The 19,721-nt window shown below is 46.9% G+C and carries 22 protein-coding genes; 4 read left to right on the top strand and 18 right to left on the bottom strand.

Translation table 11 applies throughout. The features are described 5' to 3' along the window. Positions 1-26: 26 nt before the first annotated feature. The 10 genes from ACJHWT_RS21780 to ACJHWT_RS21735 form a co-directional block, all read right to left on the bottom strand. Entirely contained in the window at positions 27-1,139 is a 1,113-nt protein-coding gene (locus ACJHWT_RS21780; RefSeq protein ID WP_061352184.1) for a phage antirepressor KilAC domain-containing protein, read from the bottom strand. Continuing rightward, positions 1,136-1,357: a host cell division inhibitor Icd-like protein gene (locus ACJHWT_RS21775; protein WP_001361625.1), complete on the bottom strand. Its 222-nt coding sequence runs from the start codon at positions 1,355-1,357 to the stop codon at positions 1,136-1,138. Before ACJHWT_RS21775 ends, ACJHWT_RS21780 begins: the two co-directional genes overlap by 4 nt. 18 nt (positions 1,358-1,375) lie before the next feature. Continuing rightward, on the bottom strand, positions 1,376-1,495 hold the full coding sequence (locus ACJHWT_RS21770; RefSeq protein ID WP_071527722.1) for an ash family protein: 120 nt from the start codon (positions 1,493-1,495) through the stop codon (positions 1,376-1,378). Positions 1,496-1,716: 221 nt separating this feature from the next. Beyond that, a complete protein-coding gene (locus ACJHWT_RS21765; protein ID WP_000124159.1) occupies positions 1,717-3,201 on the bottom strand; it encodes a hypothetical protein in 1,485 nt (494 codons plus the stop codon). Further along, positions 3,201-4,394, bottom strand: a complete 1,194-nt coding sequence (locus ACJHWT_RS21760) for a terminase (protein WP_000219605.1) — start codon at positions 4,392-4,394, stop codon at positions 3,201-3,203. Before ACJHWT_RS21760 ends, ACJHWT_RS21765 begins: the two co-directional genes overlap by 1 nt. 86 nt (positions 4,395-4,480) lie before the next feature. After that, complete coding sequence (locus ACJHWT_RS21755) at positions 4,481-4,933, bottom strand: Late promoter-activating protein (protein WP_032333508.1); 453 nt, start codon at positions 4,931-4,933, stop codon at positions 4,481-4,483. Positions 4,934-5,021: 88 nt separating this feature from the next. Continuing rightward, a complete protein-coding gene (locus ACJHWT_RS21750; RefSeq protein WP_000648827.1) occupies positions 5,022-6,065 on the bottom strand; it encodes a DUF968 domain-containing protein in 1,044 nt (347 codons plus the stop codon). A gap of 27 nt (positions 6,066-6,092) precedes the next feature. Then, positions 6,093-6,272, bottom strand: a complete 180-nt coding sequence (locus ACJHWT_RS21745) for a PdcA protein (RefSeq protein WP_127976847.1) — start codon at positions 6,270-6,272, stop codon at positions 6,093-6,095. A 4-nt stretch (positions 6,273-6,276) separates the two neighbouring features. Further along, the gene (locus tag ACJHWT_RS21740) at positions 6,277-6,657 is read right to left on the bottom strand and encodes a type II toxin-antitoxin system death-on-curing family toxin (protein ID WP_001694510.1); all 381 of its coding nucleotides are present in this window, start codon (positions 6,655-6,657) and stop codon (positions 6,277-6,279) included. Further along, on the bottom strand, positions 6,657-6,878 hold the full coding sequence (locus ACJHWT_RS21735) for a type II toxin-antitoxin system Phd/YefM family antitoxin (RefSeq protein ID WP_001190712.1): 222 nt from the start codon (positions 6,876-6,878) through the stop codon (positions 6,657-6,659). The genes ACJHWT_RS21740 and ACJHWT_RS21735 overlap by 1 nt, the downstream gene beginning before the upstream one ends. A 182-nt stretch (positions 6,879-7,060) precedes the next feature. Between ACJHWT_RS21735 and ACJHWT_RS21730 the strand changes: the two genes are divergently transcribed. The 3 genes from ACJHWT_RS21730 (at position 7,061) to ACJHWT_RS21720 (ending at position 13,045) form a co-directional block, all read left to right on the top strand. After that, complete coding sequence (locus ACJHWT_RS21730) at positions 7,061-8,617, top strand: type I restriction-modification system subunit M (protein WP_072651262.1); 1,557 nt, start codon at positions 7,061-7,063, stop codon at positions 8,615-8,617. Further along, positions 8,614-9,807, top strand: a complete 1,194-nt coding sequence (locus tag ACJHWT_RS21725; protein WP_127976848.1) for a restriction endonuclease subunit S — start codon at positions 8,614-8,616, stop codon at positions 9,805-9,807. The genes ACJHWT_RS21730 and ACJHWT_RS21725 overlap by 4 nt, the downstream gene beginning before the upstream one ends. A gap of 121 nt (positions 9,808-9,928) precedes the next feature. Further along, complete coding sequence (locus tag ACJHWT_RS21720) at positions 9,929-13,045, top strand: HsdR family type I site-specific deoxyribonuclease (protein ID WP_127976849.1); 3,117 nt, start codon at positions 9,929-9,931, stop codon at positions 13,043-13,045. Between the two features lie 266 nt (positions 13,046-13,311). Here the strand turns inward: ACJHWT_RS21720 and ACJHWT_RS21715 are convergent, their stop codons facing one another. From ACJHWT_RS21715 to ACJHWT_RS21680, 8 genes are all read right to left on the bottom strand, one after another. Further along, positions 13,312-13,818, bottom strand: coding sequence for a 3'-phosphatase (locus ACJHWT_RS21715; protein WP_052893075.1), 507 nt, complete (start codon positions 13,816-13,818; stop codon positions 13,312-13,314). A gap of 72 nt (positions 13,819-13,890) precedes the next feature. Next, positions 13,891-15,153 carry a hypothetical protein gene (locus ACJHWT_RS21710; protein WP_075660652.1) on the bottom strand — a complete coding sequence of 421 codons (1,263 nt, stop codon included), beginning with the start codon at positions 15,151-15,153 and terminating at the stop codon, positions 13,891-13,893. Positions 15,154-15,454: 301 nt separating this feature from the next. Beyond that, the gene (locus tag ACJHWT_RS21705) at positions 15,455-16,156 is read right to left on the bottom strand and encodes a hypothetical protein (RefSeq protein ID WP_000684849.1); all 702 of its coding nucleotides are present in this window, start codon (positions 16,154-16,156) and stop codon (positions 15,455-15,457) included. Continuing rightward, positions 16,153-16,830, bottom strand: a complete 678-nt coding sequence (locus tag ACJHWT_RS21700; RefSeq protein WP_001354545.1) for a metallophosphoesterase — start codon at positions 16,828-16,830, stop codon at positions 16,153-16,155. Before ACJHWT_RS21700 ends, ACJHWT_RS21705 begins: the two co-directional genes overlap by 4 nt. After that, positions 16,827-17,453: a hypothetical protein gene (locus tag ACJHWT_RS21695; protein WP_000484109.1), complete on the bottom strand. Its 627-nt coding sequence runs from the start codon at positions 17,451-17,453 to the stop codon at positions 16,827-16,829. Before ACJHWT_RS21695 ends, ACJHWT_RS21700 begins: the two co-directional genes overlap by 4 nt. Positions 17,454-17,954: 501 nt before the next feature. Then, positions 17,955-18,110 (bottom strand): hypothetical protein, encoded by a 156-nt coding sequence (locus tag ACJHWT_RS21690; RefSeq protein ID WP_000095380.1) that lies wholly within the window; start codon positions 18,108-18,110, stop codon positions 17,955-17,957. Positions 18,111-18,176: 66 nt separating this feature from the next. After that, positions 18,177-18,755 (bottom strand): VRR-NUC domain-containing protein, encoded by a 579-nt coding sequence (locus tag ACJHWT_RS21685; RefSeq protein ID WP_032153789.1) that lies wholly within the window; start codon positions 18,753-18,755, stop codon positions 18,177-18,179. A 2-nt stretch (positions 18,756-18,757) separates the two neighbouring features. Then, positions 18,758-19,003: a hypothetical protein gene (locus tag ACJHWT_RS21680; protein WP_000840930.1), complete on the bottom strand. Its 246-nt coding sequence runs from the start codon at positions 19,001-19,003 to the stop codon at positions 18,758-18,760. A gap of 263 nt (positions 19,004-19,266) precedes the next feature. Between ACJHWT_RS21680 and ACJHWT_RS21675 the strand changes: the two genes are divergently transcribed. Next, entirely contained in the window at positions 19,267-19,527 is a 261-nt protein-coding gene (locus ACJHWT_RS21675) for a hypothetical protein (protein ID WP_001361632.1), read from the top strand. Positions 19,528-19,721: the final 194 nt, after the last annotated feature.

The following is a 19,721-nucleotide window of genomic DNA, read 5'->3' as shown; positions in this document are numbered from 1 at the left end:
CCCGGCATCAACCGGGCATTCTTCCATTATTCAGCCGCCACCGGTTTTAACAAGCCAGCATCGAGCAGTTTACGCGTCAACCACTGCTGGCCTTTACCCGTTAATTGAGGCGTCAACCGTATCTGGTAGCCATCTTCATCATCCAGCACCACTTCTTTCACCGTGAAATACCCCGCATTGATGTACTGCTGGAACGGCACATTTTTACGTCCACCGGACGCTATCAGGATGCCGTTCTCCCGTAACCAGGCAAACAGCGCGTTTTGCTTAAGTCCAACAACCTTTGCAAAATTCCCAATCAGGATCCCTTTAGCTACTGATACCCGGTCGGCAAAATCGACTTTAGGAGCGGCGGCCACCAGCTGCTGATTTAGCTGGTGGGCTTTCTGTTCCAGAAGCTGCTTTTGTTCAGCCAGTTCGGCAGCCAGGCGCAGAGCTTCTGGAAGCGTCTGGGGGATTGCAACCGGTTGCTGTTCTTTTTGCCGGAAGTAGCTGTCTTCCAGTTTTTCAAAGAATGCCCATGCTTCATTTGTGTCCACGATCTTAGACATGCGTGCAGCGCCGCGCTCTGTCCAGAGTGTAAGGCTTCTGGCGTTCTTACCAACAGAGTAACTTCCGGTTACTCTGTTCTTAAATTCTCTTAATTTTAAACCAGTTAGAAGAAAGTAATGCTTACCTTCTTCAAAGCGGTCAAGGTTGCGAGACAAATTGTTGCGAATATTGGCTTCATCGACCCCATACCCTCTAGCAAGAGTTTCGGTTGTCACGACACGTACTCCCTGCCATTCCAGAACGGGAATTTCATCCGGCTGATTCTGAACAACCACCAGTTCCGATTCCTGAACTGAAGGTGCATAAATTTTTTCTGATTTAACGTTAGTTGCTTTCATTCTGTGTGCCTCCTTGCGTGCTTCGGCTGCAACGGTTGCGTAATTCAGATGACCCTGTTCGAGCAGGTATTCACGGATATCGGTTAGCAGAATGCGGTGAACCGCGTGTTTGTCCTTTCTCCGGTAAAGTTGTTTGGTGATCATGAAGTAGTTGGCAATAACGCCCGGTATATCCCTGGTATTGATACAGGCAGTGTGCTGTTCAATTGCCTCGATCATCTCTTCACGGGTGACTAATGACGTTCTCATAGTCCCTCCTGAGCAGAAGCGTTAACAGGGAGGCACCAGTAACTGAGAGAATTGCGCGAATCGGTAGAAAAGCGGGCAGAGAAAATACAGGGAGCATCCGGAAGCTGAGAACGTGCCTCATCTTCTGTCGGTGCAATAACAAAGTGATAGTGACGTTTTTGGCAGGAGTAAAAGCGCCAGATAAATTCAGGATGAGCAGGGGTAGGGATAGTAGCCACAATGGCAGCCTCCTTTTGCTAATTTAAGGAGCTACCGCGTGAGGTCTCAATCTCAATGGCGGTAGCACTGACTGGGTTGAGACTACCGGCGCAAAAGGGAACCGGCCTGCCTTTCGGCAGCCCAGCCAGCACTACCATTGATCTCTGAGCTAAACGCTACGTATGGCTGTGCGATGGCATGACACAAAAAAAGACGCTTTTGGCGTCTGTGTCGCCTTTTGCATTATCCGGGGTCTCAATCCCGGCACCCGTTTTACTGAGGTGCCTGATAAGCATAAACCGAAAATGCCTCAAGGCGCAAGAGGTCAGGTTCAATGTAACATCGGTAGTTAAAAAACACAATTTATTAGAGCAAATATTCATTCATTAAGCCATGCCAGAGCTTCATCAACCTGCGCTTCGTCTTCGACGCTAAGCACTTCATCCTGGGGAACATAATCCGCCAGCATAGCGAAACAATATGTATCCCAATGGTCTGGTGAGTGCAGGTTGAGTTTTTTCTTCATATCCTCCTTACTCATCACCTTCCATTGACCTGCGGAGTTAATCCCTACAGGGATTTTCGACGCTTCCTCAATAGTTTCATTACCCTTATCCAGTCTCATACGACCAGATTTTACGGCCTCTGCGGCTTGAACGTTGGCATAAGCACGTTTATCAAAGTACAGGCTCTTATCTTCACGGCTATGCATCTTTTTACCCCAGCGTATACGCTGTACGGTAATACCATAATACTCGTACATCAGATCCGCCGTTGCTTTACCCAGCCCATCACCGTCTATCGCTATGGTGATATTTGGAAATCGCTCAGGATTACATTCTGCGAAAATTTTGGCGGCAAGCTGCGTTTCTGTAACGTCTGTGTATTCCAGCATTCGATAGTTGATTACACGGCGTTTATTTCTCTGGCCGGACACCATCATGATATTGATAACGGACTTATCCCGTCCCGTACCACCAGCAACGTCCACACATGCAAGCCAGCCCCATCCTTTGGCAATCTTGACTTTCCGCCGCGTCGCACGTTCAACCTCATCACGTCCAAGAAGGAAGCCATCCTGTGATTTAGGGAATAGTCCGCGTACCTTAATCATGTACATAGGGTTATCACGCCCGCCGTACTCCGCCAGCTTCATTTTGATAAATGCTGGCGTTACCAGCGGTGATTCCTCACTGTTAAGCGTGATCGCCGTATAAACGCCATCAGGGTTACCAGGACGCTTGGCCAGTTTATGATGAGTATCGTAGAAATAGCCGCTTGGGCGTGTAGGCTGTGACAGTAATAAGATGCGGTTATCCTGTCCGGTAAGAGCACCGGTGATGATACCGAAAGCTCTATCACTGACACCGGAGGCTTCATCGATAATATACAGAAGATGATCTGCGTGTTCACCGGCGAGAGCTTCTTCACTTCCCAGACGAAAGCCCTTCGGTACTACAGTCCATACACCTTTACCAGTAACCTCATAGAAAGCGGTTTCTGTCAGAACAAAATAATCAGCAAGCCATGGAAAACGGCTGGTGGCAGTAGCCCAGTTTATCTTGATGTACTTGAATATACCGGTCATTACCTGCTGAATTTTGTTCGCAACGATAATGGCACGGGCACCGGGATACATGATTATGAACAACATGATCATGATAGAAGTCATGTCTGATTTCCCGGTACCGTGACCAGACGAAACAGATGTCTTGCTACCTTGTTCCTGCACAGACTCAATAATCAGATCCTGCTGCCAGGTAGGTGTTTTGCCGAACAAAACATCAGCGGCAGCAATCCAGTCATAACGATATAGCGCCACCAGCTCGCGCCAACGTGGATCCGTTACGCAACTTCTGGCCATTAATCATCATCCCCGTATAGCTTGCGGGTAACTTCTTCGTCTTCCTCCTCGTCTTCGTCCAGGTCTTGTTCCAGCCATGGGTCGTTTGATACACCTTCAGTATCAACATCTCCATAACCGCCTGTATCAACGATATCGGCGATTTCTTCCCTACGCTGCTCAATCCACAATGCGGCATCGGCGCGGCGGTTGGCGGCCCGTTCTCGCGCAACTTTGTCCAGATCTTCAAGAGAAGGGCCACCGACGGCTGTTTGCCTTTCCTCATCATCGGTATTGGTCTTAGGAGCACGCAGATCGGCTTTGATTTGCTCCAACATCAGGGGCGGCACTTTCCCGCCATGCGCCTCGATGAATTCAGCTGCTTCCAGCACTGACCAGTTATTTTCACGCTTTCGTTCGTATGCCAGCTTAACAATGCCAGCTTGCCCCATAGACAAAGCGTGCTTTTCCGCCTCCCGGCTTTCTTTTCGATAGTTATTCCGGATGCTGTAAATGGTGTTGATCAGGCTGCTTATCTGCGCGGAACAGCTGTTTAGCATGCTCGCGATACGGTATTCAGGCGGAGTACCTTCATCATCGTCTTTTTGCTGATCGCGCATTTCCTGCACCAGGCGAATACACGTATCCCTGGCGTTCTCCAGCATAAGGAGATGAGAGAGAGACTTTTCCAGAAGAGTGGTTTCCAGAACATCAGCCCCGGACCGACGCAACATAGCGCGCGCGGCCTTCCGCGCTTCAACGTTATCTATCAGGTAATCGCCAGCTTCGAATTCAAAGCGTTCACCATCATCATCCAGGGTGTCGCGTTCCAGGCGATCACGTAAGGTCCGGTGGGCGCGGGTGATCACGTCATGATCATCAGAACGATCATTTATGCGCTTATTCTGGCGCTTCGCGTTCTCGACTGCGGCACTGACAACAGCATTAACTCTTTGTTTTTCAGCCATTTCAGCCACAACGTGATCACCTGCACGTTGATCATTAGCGTGATCAATGATCATGCTTTTTAGTGGTTTTCTGACAGGCTTATTTGGCTTACGGCTGTCCGCTGTTCCGGTGTCTTCTTTGAATGCACGGAGATAACGACGTGCGGTGTTTGGGTTGAGATTAAACTCGGCGGCATATTGTGCGATGGTGTAACCACCATCTCGCGCCAGGCGAGCAAAATTCTTCTTGTGATCGTCCCAGGTCACTTATGCTTCCTTTCGTATAAAACTCTTTTTGACGCGAGGGTAACGAAAGTCACATGTCAAAAGGCCCGGAACGGGCAAGCAATCAATCAGATACGTGCGGATGTGGCATTACCGTAATGACGGTGCTGACGGACCACCTTATTGAAAAGTTGACGCGCCACCACCCAAGGCTGGTGCTCCCGGCGTTCCTTTTCGTCCTGCGTCATATAGAGTTCGTTCTGGAGTTTTTCATCAAACCGGCGCGGAGCGCGGCTGCGGCGAAAGAATTCAGGATTCAGAGAGTGGATCTGAAATCTACGTGGGCGTGTACTGTCATCAATCAAAACAGACGAATACTTAGACACAGCGATAGCCTTTAAGCGCAGATAAACATCGCGCTTATCGACATCCAGATGCGGGTATTCCTTTTCAAGAATTGCTGCGAGTTCTTTCGCTGATAGAAGAGATTTAGTGCGGATCATGTAATCCGCAATCTCGTACGATGTTATTCGTGAGTGATTTATTTCCATGAAGTGGCGTCCCTGCCAGTTAAGTAACATCCTGTCACCTACTGATTAGCCCATGTCAACTAATCAACGTCGAATATAATACCCTCGATTAAATAAATAGCAATACATTAGAGCAATTTTATCTAACGCTCGACGAATGACTTGTGATAGCGCCGACTCCAAGCGCGTAATCAAAGAACAATCGTTGATGCATCGCCAGCCTACCGTGCGTCTTCTCCCAATTATCGCGGTCACGCTCAATATCACGCTGGCATGACTGGCACAGAGGAATAGCATAAATGTCATGCGCGCATAATCGACTATGACGAACGATATAAGGCGTAATGTGAGCGCCAGCTCCCGCAGCTCCACAGCCACAGCATGGACGGGAAGCCACAAAGTCCATGTACTCGGGCAATTTTAGCGATTGAAGTTTTGGTATCTTGAAATGCGCCATACCTGGGTCGGAGTCAACATCCACAGGGCATACTTTTGCACGCATCGGCGCGGCGCGTTCTTCCATCATCTGAACATATGCTGTAGCGCGATCGTCATACGGGCGAATATCCGCCTCTTTCAGAGGTCCGCTATCCTGCGGAGTAGCCTTCATCTTATTTATTGATATGCGGCAGACTTCTTCCGGCATCAGGTGCATCATGTTGCGCATGAAAGCCCACCAGCACAGCTCCTGAATACTTAAATCATGGCTATTTGAAAGGCCCATTTCCTGACGGGCGACATCCAGTATCCAGTTAACGCGATTATTGTGCAGCGTTTCTTTCAGCTCATTAAAACCACGCATCCGGTAATGGTTATCGTGATGCCAGCACAACAACACCGCGCTATTGTCTCGTTCAGCGTGGACAATATGGTTGTCACACCAACTACGATCTGCGGCCTGGCATTGACCCTCTTTCCTACGCAACCACGCCACCAGCGCGTCAATTCCACCAATACGGCGAAACAGTTCATCGCTGTTAAAAAACGGCTGCAACGCCTCATTTGTTGCCATGGTTTGCTCGGTAACAACGAGGCCGTCTTCCATGTGCTCGATTAACTCACGCGGCACCGGCTCCATAATAAATTTACGGCCAGCCTCCACCAGCTTTCTGACCTCCTGATCCACTTTGAACGTGGCGAGGCCAAGCTCTTTCTGTACAAAGGGAGTAATTACGGCTTTCACATCACACCTTTAATCACTGATTGGGCTTTATCTGCTGCCCGGCATTCTCTGGTTAAGCACAACCATTTCCTGACGGCATAACACAGCAATAGCGGTCCTGGCACCAATTTGCTTACCAACCAGGTATTGCTTTACCTCGCGGCGACTCACGCCATCAAGAAGCATCTTTAACGCTTCACGGGACAACTTGTTGTATTTACGTGCCATTAATCTACTCCGCAGAACCATACAATCTACGTAACGTGTCGGCGACAGAAGATACAGATATCTCGCCAGTCGCAGCGCCTACAGTAAGGTCTGCCAGTTCAGGTGAATCAAATACCTGCACCCCGTTACGGCGTAGAAATAGCAGCGCGCTGTTTAGCGCGGTACGCTTATTGGCATCATTGAATATATGCCCTCTCGCTGTAGCCACCAGGTAGGTGGCGGAGACTTCGAAAAGGTCGGTGATCTCTTCGTACACAACTCTGGCCTGAACTCTCCCGATAATGGCCTCTGCCCTACCCGGATCAGACATTCCCGGCAGGCCGCCGTAGCGGCTTATATTCGCATCATGAAGCGCTATAAGTTCTTCCGGTGATATATGCCTCATTATCGGTTAACCAGTTCCTTGTTGGTGGAGTCCAGGGTGTCAAACAGGGATGCAAATTCAGCATCCAGCGCCGCTTTTTTGTAGGCTTCGAAAGTAGCCTTGCTGACAATTACTGCTGGCTCACGGCCTCTGCGGGTGATTTCAACCTCTTCCCCGGCTTCAACATTGTTGAGCACTTCAGAAAGGTTGCCGCGCGCGGTACGGAAGTTAATGGATTGCATAAACACCTCGTGTACTCGTTATGTGTACACAATTATAAACTTCACAGGCATAAAGCACCAGCACTTTGCGGCTTAACAAACCTCTAGGCAGGTCATTCGTAGCCTAATGTCCGAACTGCTAAAGCATCCAAGTTGCTGTAGAATCACCGCCAATTACATAAGCCTGAAATAAGTGGATGAAAATGACAAGTATTCAACAACGTGCAGAGCTTCATCGTCAAATCTGGCAAATTGCTAACGATGTCAGGGGTTCGGTCGATGGATGGGATTTTAAGCAATACGTTCTGGGCGCACTTTTCTACCGTTTTATCAGCGAAAATTTTTCCAGTTATATTGAAGCCGGTGATGACAGTATCTGTTATGCGAAACTGGATGACAGCGTAATTACTGATGACATTAAAGACGATGCCATCAAAACTAAAGGCTACTTCATCTACCCCAGTCAGCTTTTCTGCAACGTAGCTGCGAAAGCAAATACCAATGACAGATTGAATGCAGATTTAAACAGTATCTTCGTTGCTATCGAAAGTTCTGCTTACGGTTATCCTTCAGAAGCTGACATCAAAGGTTTGTTTGCTGATTTCGACACCACCAGTAACCGCCTGGGTAACACCGTTAAAGATAAAAATGCCCGCCTGGCTGCGGTTCTGAAAGGGGTTGAAGGGTTAAAACTTGGTGACTTCAACGAACATCAGATTGACCTGTTCGGTGATGCCTATGAGTTCCTGATTTCTAACTATGCGGCAAATGCCGGTAAGTCAGGCGGTGAGTTCTTTACACCGCAGCACGTCTCCAAGCTGATTGCACAACTGGCTATGCACGGGCAGACCAGCGTTAACAAAATCTACGACCCGGCAGCGGGTTCCGGCTCACTGTTGTTGCAGGCGAAAAAACAGTTTGATAACCATATCATCGAAGAAGGTTTTTTCGGTCAGGAAATCAACCATACGACCTATAACCTGGCGCGTATGAACATGTTTTTGCACAACATCAACTACGACAAGTTTGATATCAAGCTGGGCAATACGCTGACTGAACCGCACTTCAGAGATGAAAAACCGTTTGATGCCATCGTTTCTAACCCGCCGTATTCGGTGAAATGGATTGGCAGCGATGACCCGACGCTGATTAACGATGAGCGTTTTGCCCCGGCTGGCGTTCTGGCCCCCAAATCCAAAGCTGACTTTGCGTTTGTATTACATGCGCTGAACTATCTTTCGGCCAAAGGTCGTGCTGCGATTGTCTGCTTCCCGGGTATTTTTTACCGTGGCGGCGCAGAGCAGAAAATCCGTCAGTATCTGGTCGATAATAACTATGTCGAAACCGTAATTTCACTGGCTCCGAACCTGTTCTTTGGCACCACCATTGCCGTAAACATTCTGGTTCTGTCCAAACATAAAACGGATACCAACGTTCAGTTTATTGATGCCAGCGAACTGTTCAAAAAAGAGACCAACAACAATATCCTGACCGATGCCCATATCGAACAGATTATGCAGGTATTTGCCAGCAAGGAAGATGTTGCTCATCTGGCGAAATCTGTTGCGTTTGAGACTGTTGTCGCGAATGACTATAACCTGTCGGTGAGCAGCTATGTGGAAGCGAAAGATACTCGCGAAATTATCGATATCGCTGAGTTGAATGCAGAGCTGAAAAGCACCGTCGGCAAAATCGAACAGTTACGTAAGGATATCGACTCAATTGTGGCAAAGATTGAAGGTTACGAGGCGCAATCATGAGTGGGTTGAACTTTCTGAACAAATTGCTGGATGGAGTTGATGTTGAATGGTTGTCACTGGGAGAGCTTGGCGATTTCATACGTGGCAATGGACTACAGAAAAAAGATTTCGTTGAAAGTGGTTTTCCAGCAATACATTACGGTCAGATTTATACAAGGTATGGGTTATCAGCTGATAAAACATTTACTTACGTGCTTCCAGAACTAGCCAATAAGCTGAGAAAGGCTCAAAAAAATGACTTATTGCTAGCAACAACATCAGAAAACGATGAAGATGTAGTAAAACCTTTAGCCTGGCTTGGCGATAACGTTGCTATTTCCGGAGATATGATGTTATTTCGCCACGAGCAAAATGTTAAATATCTCGCCTATTTTTTCCAGTCCGAAATATTTCAAACACAAAAAATGAAATATATTACTGGAGCTAAAGTCCGACGGGTTTCCAGTGGCGATTTATCTAAAATTAAAATTCCAATTCCCAGTTCAAACAATCCAGAAAAGTCTCTGACCATCCAGTCTGAAATCGTGCGGATTCTGGATAAATTTACTGCACTTACCGCTGAGCTTACCGCTGAGCTTAACATGCGTAAAAAACAGTACAACTACTATCGTGACCAGTTGTTGAGTTTTAAAGAGGGTGAGGTTGAGTGGAAGACTTTGGGGGAAGTGGCTGTTATAGGAACAGGTAACCATGATACGCAAGATGCTATAGAACATGGCAAATATATTTTTTATGCACGTGGACGTGAGCCATTAAAGTTAAATGTATTTGATTTTGATGAAACAGCAATCATTACAGCTGGAGATGGTGCCGGGGTGGGGAAGGTATTTCATTACGCTAAAGGTAAATATGCTTTGCATCAGAGAGCATATCGTATTGTCCCAAATGCATTTATGAATCCGCGATTTGTATATCACTATATAACAGCATATTTTTTTACCTATATTCAAAAAGCATCAGTAAGTTCATCGGTTACCTCACTTCGTCGACCAATGTTTTTAAAATTCCCAATACCTGTACCACCTTCAGAAGAACAAGCTCGCATTGTCGAAATACTCGATAAATTCGACACCCTGACCAACTCCATCACTGAAGGTCTCCCGCGTGAAATCGAGTTGCGCCAGAAACAATACGAATACTACCGTGATTTACTGTTCAGTTTCCCGAAACCTGAAACTGTCAGTAATTAATTGACCATTGCTACCGATCGGGCCACCTTAACACCCGGTCAGTATATAGACTATTTTTTACGCGCCGGAAGTCACTCTTAACGCCCTTCCGGCTCTTGCCAGGCGGCACAAAGGATGCGCTATGACTCATCAAACACACACCATTGCTGAATCCAATAACTTTATCGTCCTTGATAAGTACATCAAAGCTGAGCAAACAAGCGACAGCTACCAGAGCGAATCGGACCTGGAACGTGAACTGATTCAGGACCTGCGGAATCAGGGTTATGAATTTATTTCCGTAAAATCACAGTCGGCAATGCTGTCTAATGTTCGGGAACAGCTTCAGAGCCTCAATGGTGTGATGTTTAATGACAGCGAGTGGCGGCGCTTCACGGAGCAGTATCTGGACAACCCCAGCGATGGTATTCTGGATAAAACCCGTAAAATCCATATCGACTATATCTGCGACTTTATTTTTGACGACGGGCGACTTGAGAACATCTATTTGATAGATAAAAAGAATCTCATGCGCAATAAGGTGCAGATTATCCAGCAGTTTGAACAGACGGGTTCTCATGCTAACCGTTATGACGTCACGATCCTGGTTAATGGCTTACCACTGGTACAAATCGAACTGAAAAAGCGCGGCGTGGCGATTCGTGAGGCTTTCAACCAGATACATCGTTACAGTAAAGAGAGTTTTAACAGCGAAAATTCCCTGTTTAAGTATCTGCAACTGTTTGTCATTTCTAACGGCACCGATACCCGTTACTTTGCCAACACCACAAAGCGCGATAAAAACAGTTTTGATTTCACCATGAACTGGGCGAAATCAGACAACACGCTGATTAAAGACCTCAAAGACTTTACCGCTACCTTTTTCCAGAAACATACTCTGCTGAATGTTCTGGTGAACTACAGCGTGTTTGACAGTAGTCAGACGCTACTGGTGATGCGACCGTACCAGATTGCCGCCACCGAGCGCATTCTGTGGAAAATTAAGAGCTCCTTTACAGCGAAGAACTGGTCAAAACCGGAAAGCGGTGGGTATATCTGGCACACTACCGGTTCTGGTAAAACCCTTACCAGCTTTAAAGCCGCGCGTCTGGCAACAGAGCTGGACTTTATTGATAAAGTCTTCTTTGTGGTCGACAGAAAAGACCTCGATTACCAGACCATGAAGGAATATCAGCGTTTTTCGCCAGACAGCGTCAACGGCTCGGAAAATACCGCAGGCCTTAAACGAAATCTGGATAAGGACGATAACAAAATTATCGTCACTACTATTCAGAAACTCAATAACCTGATGAAAGCAGAAATCGACCTGCCTGTATATAATCAGCAAGTGGTGTTCATATTTGATGAATGCCACCGCAGCCAGTTTGGAGAAGCGCAGAAAAACCTGAAGAAGAAATTCAAACGCTATTATCAGCTTGGTTTTACCGGCACCCCTATTTTCCCGGAAAACGCCTTAGGCTCAGAAACAACCGCCAGCGTATTTGGTCGTGAATTGCATTCGTATGTAATTACCGATGCGATTCGTGACGAAAAAGTGCTCAAATTCAAGGTGGACTACAACGATGTGCGGCCACAGTTTAAGTCTTTAGAGACAGAAACTGACGAGAAAAAACTAAGTGCGGCTGAAAATCAGCAGGCGTTTCTTCATCCCATGCGTATTCAGGAAATCACGCAATATATTCTGAATAATTTCCGCCAGAAAACTCACCGTACCTTCCCTGGCTCAAAAGGTTTTAATGCTATGTTGGCAGTGAGCAGCGTGGATGCCGCGAAAGCCTATTATGCGACGTTTAAACGGTTACAAGAAGAAGCCGCTAATAAATCGGCTACCTATAAACCGCTGCGTATTGCGACAATCTTCTCCTTTGCCGCCAATGAAGAACAAAATGCCATTGGTGAAATTTCCGATGAAACTTTTGATACCAGCGCAATGGACAGCAGTGCTAAAGAGTTTCTGGACGCTGCAATTCGTGAATATAACAGCCATTTTAAAACTAACTTTAGCACCGACAGTAACGGTTTTCAGAACTACTATCGTGATTTAGCCCAGCGGGTTAAAAATCAGGATATCGATCTGCTAATTGTCGTGGGGATGTTTTTAACCGGCTTCGATGCTCCAACATTGAACACGCTATTCGTCGATAAAAACTTGCGTTTTCACGGCCTGATGCAGGCATTTTCCCGCACCAACCGTATTTATGATGCAACTAAAACCTTCGGTAATATCGTCACTTTCCGGGATCTGGAACGCTCAACTATTGATGCCATAACGCTGTTTGGTGACAAAAACACCAAAAATGTGGTGTTAGAAAAGAGTTATACAGAGTATATGGAAGGCTTTACTGATGCTACTACTGGTGAAGCTAAACGCGGCTTCATGACAGTAGTTTCAGAACTGGAACAACGGTTCCCTGACCCTACCAGTATTGAAAGTGAAAAAGAGAAGAAAGACTTCGTTAAACTGTTTGGCGAATACCTGCGTGCCGAGAACATCCTGCAAAACTATGATGAATTTGCCACGCTGAAAGCCCTGCAACAAATCGATCTTAGCGATCCTGTTGCGGTAGAAAAATTCAAAGAAGAACATTATGTGGATGATGAAAAGTTCGCTGAATTGCAAACGATTCGTCTCCCTGCTGAACGCAAGATTCAGGATTATCGTTCTGCCTATAACGATATTCGTGACTGGCAGCGCCGCGAGAAAGAAGCTGATAAAAAAGAAAAATCAACCACTGACTGGGATGACGTGGTTTTTGAGGTCGATTTGCTGAAGTCTCAGGAAATAAACCTGGATTATATCCTTGGACTGATTTTCGAACACAACAGACAAAATAAAGGCAAGGGCGAAATGATCGAAGAGGTCAAACGCTTAATTCGTTCAAGCCTGGGGAACCGGGCGAAAGAGGGCCTGGTGGTCGATTTTATTCAGCAAACGAACCTGGATGATTTACCAGACAAAGCCAGTATCATTGAGGCATTCTTTACGTTTGCTCAACGCGAACAGCAACGTGAAGCAGAAGCATTGATAAAAGAAGAAAATCTCAATGAAGATGCAGCAAAACGCTATATTCGCACGTCTTTAAAACGCGAATACGCCACCGAAAATGGCACAGAATTAAACGAAACATTACCAAAACTTAGTCCGTTGAATCCGCAATATAAAACGAAAAAACAGGCAGTTTTCCAGAAAATCGTCTCGTTTATTGAGAAGTTTAAAGGCGTAGGCGGAAAAATATAGCCCAATTCGTGTTTTTCTTGCGGGTTCTTAATTAAACCCGCAAGAGCTCGTGGGGTTCCAAATGGCTAATATACTCCCCTTACCCATGCGCGACGATGCCGCCAAAAGTGATAGAGAACAGCCAGAAATAGATCGCGGTCATAATGATTTTGAATGCCGTGTTCATATCTTCAGCTCCTGTGATTGATTGGATATATGCCGCGCCCCTTGCGGCATGTTTTTATTTTCACCCTCTCCGTTTTAAAAATCAAGATTTATTAGAGCAATTATTGTTGATGAAGAAGCGCATTTTCATACTCCCTGACCATTAACGTAAGTACGCCGTGACTCCTGAAAACACGCGCCACTTCAATCTTATCTTCCAGCGCGAACGCAATTTTACTTATACCAATTTTCTTCAGGAGATCAATCTTTGCTGGACCGTCATTTCTGTCATCGGTGGCAGGACGCATAGATAGCAAAGGCTCAGCCCCATTTGTTACGTGCTTACGCAACCAGGCTCGTGTTTTATCCCTGGCTATCTCACAGCGCCCGGTTACAAACCAGAGGGTGTAAATGCCGGACAACTGGCGCACCATATCAATAACTGGAGTGATGGGAGCATCAGTGTCACAGGCAAGGTTAAACTCGTTCCAGTGCTCTGTTAATGCACCTTTGCCAGGTGGTGGAAGTAAATGCAGCCTGTCTTCCGTTGCCTCTGATATCGTCCCATCAATATCTACTATGACGATGTACGGACGTTCCTGGTGTGCGTGTTTATTGAAAATACTCAAATGCCCTCCTCATTGGACGAAAAAAATGCTGGTGGGAGCACTCCACCAGCATTAAAAGTGACACTGTAACTATCAGCGAACGTAAATAGTGCCGCCGTTCTCTTTTTCCCATGCATCGCTACGTGCATAGCAAACATCGAGAAGTCTTCTTGCCGCAGTTTCCTCTAAACCCAATTCGACAACCAACTGCTCATGACGGCGGGTAACCACATCAAACAGGGTATGCAGCCCTTTAGTTGCCAGATCATCAATGAATTCCGGTTCGAATGGCAGCTCTGCATCTGCTAACATAACCTCTTGCGCCCACTCAACTCGACGGACCAGTTCCGGGCGGCGGCTTTCCATCTCTTTACAGATCAATTCATGGAAGAACTCTACCCAACCTTCCGGCTGGAACTCGCGGAAAATTGCCAACGGCTGGAAGTTTGGCATCAACCATTCGTTGATTCGGATATCAATGGCATAGCCCATGTCGCAGCAGAACTGATAAGCAAAGTCCAGCTTAGAAACGATATAAGGACGCTCGTTATTGAACTCTTTAGGCGATGAGATCCCATAAGCCAGGAGGCGCGGGAAGAAGGAGATTTGCCCTAACGTCGGATGAAGTTTGCTTGCAGGGAAACGGCGCTCAGTAATGCCATACATTTCCTTCTTGAGCGTCGCAAATTTGGCATTCTCATTAACCAGCGCGGTAACCTCTGCTTTTTTATTAGCAAATGCCACGCGCGCCTCGCTTGCATCTTTAATAGTTTTTTTGAGCTGTTGGTTAAGGTCGGCGACCTGCTTACGCAGTTCCTGTCGCTCGCTTTTAGCTTTGTTATAGCGTTTCTCAAGGTTAAAAGGATCAAGTTTCATGATCTCTTTATATTGAGATTTTAGCGTTGAAATCTGTGAGTTCCGCAGTTCAACCATCGCGGTCATTTCATTGAGTTTTGTTTCCAGCTCAATGCTTATACGTTCGGCATTATCAGCGCGCTGGTTGGCGTCATGCGTCGCATCGTCGATCGAGTCCTGTTGCTGGCGTTTCAAATGTTCAATTTCCAGCTGAAGCTCTTCAATTTCTTTACCCTTCAGACCGAGATCCAACTGCATATTTTCAGCTGCATCTACCAGGGAGTTATGGCTATCAGCTTCTGCGTTATAAACATCAATAAGCTGTGCGTGAAGCATCTCCGCTGACTGAACCGCATTATCAAAAAAACGTGCTGTGAGGTCATCACAACTAACGCGGCGTTGCGCGGCCCGGATGTTCTGGATAATGGCCGGGATACCGGCATTCAGGACATCAGGGATAGATACATTTTCGATTGATTGGTTTTGTGCTGAAGTGCTCATTTCAAAGTTCCGTATTAGCTTGTGCTTCGGTCATTTTTCCTAAGTATGAAGGAGGAAGGACTACGCAATTTGTATCCAGTCCCTCACCTATGGCAGCCTGTAAAATTCTGGCTAAGGTGAGTCTCTTGTTGCGATACCTGGTGATGACATGCCTGATACCGCCGGTCGGCGTAACAAAGGCGATCAGCCAGTAGTGATATTTCCGTCGGAATGGCCACATAGTGCACCTTTTGGATTGCTCTAATAAAAAACGTGATGAGTGTACATCACGTTTTAAAAATATGGAATTATTAGAGCAATATTATTCTGATTCTCGCTCAAAAAACGAGCTAATAAGGGGAAGCCAATCCTCTGACACTTCGCGAGGTCGCGGTTTGCCGTGGAAAAAGATTATTCGGCAGTCCTTTGGTAATGCCCCATTCCCCCTGGAGTAACGCGCGCTCGCATATTTTGAACCAGGTTCCACAACATCGGCCTTGTAACTTACAAACCATCCTGGATACAGATCCTGAAATGCTGGTGTATCATCGCCCATAACCTTCCGTAAGAACCCCTGATCACCCCAGCACTCAGTAGTGACACAACGAGAAATCCAACCTTCCGGATCTTGCCAGAATGAACTCCAGATATGCGCTTTTACACTATTTGGTATCCACAGGGCACCGCTACCACGATATTGTGGATGGTAAAAATCCCTAAGCATGGTGAAGCTGGTTGGTGGATTCTCAAGGATTGGGCGTATATCACCGGCAATAACTGTGTCCAAATCCAGATAGAACAGATCATCTGTTATATCCGGTCGGAACAACTCGATTTTCGCCCACCAGCCACGGCACTTTTGCCACTGGTTGATCAATGGGACAACTTTGACGCCAGGTACATGTAAACGCTTCAGGTCTGTCAGGCAAATAATTTCATAGCCTTTTGGCAGTTGATTAACCAGCCACTGCACATCGGAAGCGTTATAGTCACCACCAGAGCGAAAAACTAAAGCAATCTTCATGCTGCACCATCACCTTTCACTTTCATCAATGTCAGGTTTCCGCAAAATACGGCACCAGTGTCGATATACTGCTGATTCCAGAATGTCTTCGGGCTTTTCACCGGAGTGTGACCAAAGATAAAACGATCTGCGCCCGAAATTTCGCCACCAATATCATCCATCGAATCACTGATACGCTCGCGCGCCCAGACAACGTTGAAAAGCGGCACCTCCTTACCGAATTGGTATTCATTATCCGGATAGTCGGCATGGGCTATAACGATAGTTTCTTGCCCGGTGTTCAACTCAATGATATAGGGCAGACGCTTTACCAGCTCCACCAGCGCCCAGGCTAATATTTCCTGATCAGTGTCCAGCATGAAGAACCATTGTCCGCCATTCATTAGCCAGTTATTCACGTTGCCATCTGGACTTAACGCATCAATCATCAGCCGCTCATGGTTCCCCATCACTGCCCTGAACCAGGGCATCTGCAATAGTTCCAGACATTCGACATTTTCAGTACCGCGATCGATAAGGTCGCCGACCGATATCAGTAAATCCTGCGCCGGGTCAAAATCCACACGATGGAGTTCGGACATCAGTCTGGTGTAGCAACCATGCAGATCACCAACAACCCAGACATTCCTGTATTTGGTACCGTCGATACGGTGATAAATTGTGGGTGCCATCATGTATTCTTCAGCCATTCTTTAAGAGTCATCTGCGGAATACCTCCCATTTTCCCGCATGAAACAACGTCAATCTGTTCACGCGCAGACTGGAATAACAAAGGCAGGTGACTTAGATTTTTTGGCGTGCCGCCGGAGTGAACGCGTGGTTCTTGTGTAGCGTCAACGCCCACCAGGGCGACATGTTTGAATCCGATATGGAAAGCCAGGTTCAGAGCGCCATATGCACTATTGCCGCTGGCAATTTCATTCTCATCTTCGCAAAGTCCGAAATGTGCGGACCAGCGCCACGCCCACCACTCGGGAGAATTCATATTTTTTGGCTCCATGCCACGTTCAGCCACACGACGGAAGCACAGAACGCCGTCTCTGACTTCACGTTCTTTAACATCGGGTAGTGCCATGCAATAACAAACACCACGGCGACGGCGGCCACGACCAACGCGCCGCATATTGTCTGGCGATGGATCAAGTGTGAAAAAATAAGAAGCGCGGTTCAGCCAGTCGATGGCCCCATTGACCGCTATAATCGGCACTCCGCGCGGCGCAACAAAGTTTGCGGCGCTTGGGCCACTGCCGACGATAATAACGCGATCACTGCCTCTAAATTTATTCTTGGGAAACATTGAATTGCACTGCTCCTACTTGCATTCAAAATATGTAAATCTGCGTGTTTTTTGCGGGTATCCAGGAACTGCTGTTGCCATTTTGAAATAGACACCTGCGTTGGATTCCGTAGGGCTTGAGGGTGCGCGCCATGCCAATGAAGGCCGTTTTGCAGAGAACAGTCATAGCCGACTAATACAACTACTTCAGCCCCTGATTCAGCAGCCAGACTGATAGCCTGCGCGCCGCTATTTACCCCTTCCGCCGGTCCACAATATCGCCTGTACTCCAACGAAAATGATTTCGCCGCCGCCAGGTTGGCTGTCACTTTGCGGAATTTCCCTCCCGGTATGGTGGATCCGTATTGCTTCCACCATGACAAATCACCGGCGTATAAGGCATAAATGTCATCGAACATCTGCCAGGAATTGTTAACCGCGATGATTGAACAGCCAGTTTTTTCTATAGCAGCACAGTCCTCACGAGTGAGTGACGGACCGCTACCGACACAAAAAACAGTCCTAGTCGCCCTGGGTGGTATGTTCATTCTCAGCTGCAAATTCAGCCTCCAGGCGAGCATTCATTTCAGCGATTACCGGGTCCACTACAGCATCTGCTTCCTGTTCATTACGCGGCATGATCGATGCCAGCGATTCATAATTAGCCTTGGATGACACGATTATTCTCCCGATGTTAATGTGCGCTGTATCAAAGAACACATATGCACTAATTAATTTATTATTTCACGTAGCGAACAACCACTTGTCACCGTTCAATACATGCTCAATAGCCTCACCCTTTTTAAGGCTCATGTATTCCAGGATGGCGGTTATCGCTTGTTCTGCACCATACGCAAGAACGACGTAGTAACCTTCCTCTCTAAGCCTGCGCATCCAGGCGATCTGCTCTTTCGTCGGGGCTTTACCATTTGGTTCTTTAAGCTCAATTCGCATGCCGTGATAAATACCGCATGCTTTATCGAGACTCATGTCCGGATAACCTTTTTTCTGCCCTTCAGCCTTCATTTTCCCGGCGGTTGCTTTTGAACGTTTCCCTCCGTTAGGCGTTGCATGCAACAGCTCATAGATGTCAGGGTGCTTGCGTTCGAAGTAATCAAAAATGAAAACCTGCTCGAAGTGCTCGCAATTTCCGTCGCGCAGGTCTGGGTTCTTTGCCAGTGCTGCAAGTGCCTTCGCATGTGGAGAAACTTCTTTTACCGGCGCAAGCGATAAGAATGGATCCTTTTTGGTTTTTGGCCTGGACTGCCCCTTATTTCTACGCTCACTAAAAGCCTGAAACTCTTCCTCAGTAAAGCGCAACATAATCAGTCAAATCCTGCCGGTCGCATGCCATATTTACGCTGTTTTGCTGCCTGCTCTTCCCTGTGCCATTGCGCACACTCAGCGTCACAATAGATGCCTGATTCAATCGGTTCATTGCAGTAACGACACTTACCTGTAAATACCTGACTCACGACCTGTGCCTGCTTTCTGATGTTATCGATGGCCATGTCTTTGAGAGCTTCTAACTGATTCATGCTCAGCTCTGCATCATCAACACGTTCTGCCAATTTTGTTTCCTCGTGAAGAACCTACTTAAGGGCAGAATGATACATTTCACAATCAAAATTGCACTAATAATTTTCTTTTATTGAGTTAAATAATCAACAAATGACTAGCGGTAGAATCACCATCATCTATTTCTGGCAGGCTGACTATGGCTACATCAATCACTACAACCCAAAGCACCCGGCAATATCCTCTGTCGCGGTATGACGACCGCAACATAGCCGATCCAATACTCAGGGCAGAGCTACGCAAAGAGGTGATGCTTATGTGTGAATCGAACGACAAGAATCTGACGATTTATTACGTTCTTCCCGATGAGCAATATCGCCCGGATTTGCTGGCTTACCGTATGTGGGGCATAGCAGAGCTACGCTGGGTTGTGACGCTCGCCGCCGGGCTTGAGGATGAGTCTCAGGGTATGACTGTTGGCAAAAAATTAAAACTCCCACCTGCCACCTGGATCCGCGAAATGATTCGCCATTTCCAATACGACGGCCAGGTAATAGGGACATTATCCATTGCGTAAGGGAAATGAATGCCAACTGAATATGCTCGCGACAACCTTGGTCGCTATCAGACTGATGGATTAAGTGCAAAAGACTTTAACAAGTGAACCGCCCCGGAAATCCTGGAGACTAAACTCCCTGAGAAAGAGGTAAACAGGATGACTAAAAATACTCGTTTTTCCCCCGAAGTCCGTCAGCGGGCGATTCGTATGGT

Source organism: Escherichia sp. WS338, from assembly GCF_046486405.1.
Taxonomy (GTDB): domain Bacteria; phylum Pseudomonadota; class Gammaproteobacteria; order Enterobacterales; family Enterobacteriaceae; genus Escherichia; species Escherichia coli.
The sequence above is the reverse complement of the archived record's forward strand: the minus strand, read 5'-3'. Positions and strand labels throughout refer to the sequence as shown.

What these genes read in the sequence shown, in the direction of transcription:
- ACJHWT_RS21780 (WP_061352184.1), bottom strand. Translation starts at nt 1,139, where the DNA reads ATGAGAACGTCATTAGTCACCCGTGAAGAGATGATCGAGGCAATTGAA.
- ACJHWT_RS21725 (WP_127976848.1), top strand. Translation starts at nt 8,614, where the DNA reads ATGAGTGGGTTGAACTTTCTGAACAAATTGCTGGATGGAGTTGATGTT.
- ACJHWT_RS21710 (WP_075660652.1), bottom strand. Translation starts at nt 15,153, where the DNA reads ATGAGCACTTCAGCACAAAACCAATCAATCGAAAATGTATCTATCCCT.
- ACJHWT_RS21740 (WP_001694510.1), bottom strand. Translation starts at nt 6,657, where the DNA reads ATGAGGCATATATCACCGGAAGAACTTATAGCGCTTCATGATGCGAAT.
- ACJHWT_RS21735 (WP_001190712.1), bottom strand. Translation starts at nt 6,878, where the DNA reads ATGCAATCCATTAACTTCCGTACCGCGCGCGGCAACCTTTCTGAAGTG.
- ACJHWT_RS21755 (WP_032333508.1), bottom strand. Translation starts at nt 4,933, where the DNA reads ATGTTACTTAACTGGCAGGGACGCCACTTCATGGAAATAAATCACTCA.
- ACJHWT_RS21745 (WP_127976847.1), bottom strand. Translation starts at nt 6,272, where the DNA reads ATGGCACGTAAATACAACAAGTTGTCCCGTGAAGCGTTAAAGATGCTT.
- ACJHWT_RS21700 (WP_001354545.1), bottom strand. Translation starts at nt 16,830, where the DNA reads ATGATGGCACCCACAATTTATCACCGTATCGACGGTACCAAATACAGG.
- ACJHWT_RS21695 (WP_000484109.1), bottom strand. Translation starts at nt 17,453, where the DNA reads ATGTTTCCCAAGAATAAATTTAGAGGCAGTGATCGCGTTATTATCGTC.
- ACJHWT_RS21720 (WP_127976849.1), top strand. Translation starts at nt 9,929, where the DNA reads ATGACTCATCAAACACACACCATTGCTGAATCCAATAACTTTATCGTC.
- ACJHWT_RS21705 (WP_000684849.1), bottom strand. Translation starts at nt 16,156, where the DNA reads ATGAAGATTGCTTTAGTTTTTCGCTCTGGTGGTGACTATAACGCTTCC.
- ACJHWT_RS21770 (WP_071527722.1), bottom strand. Translation starts at nt 1,495, where the DNA reads ATGGTAGTGCTGGCTGGGCTGCCGAAAGGCAGGCCGGTTCCCTTTTGC.
- ACJHWT_RS21765 (WP_000124159.1), bottom strand. Translation starts at nt 3,201, where the DNA reads ATGGCCAGAAGTTGCGTAACGGATCCACGTTGGCGCGAGCTGGTGGCG.
- ACJHWT_RS21685 (WP_032153789.1), bottom strand. Translation starts at nt 18,755, where the DNA reads ATGTTGCGCTTTACTGAGGAAGAGTTTCAGGCTTTTAGTGAGCGTAGA.
- ACJHWT_RS21730 (WP_072651262.1), top strand. Translation starts at nt 7,061, where the DNA reads ATGACAAGTATTCAACAACGTGCAGAGCTTCATCGTCAAATCTGGCAA.
- ACJHWT_RS21675 (WP_001361632.1), top strand. Translation starts at nt 19,267, where the DNA reads ATGTGTGAATCGAACGACAAGAATCTGACGATTTATTACGTTCTTCCC.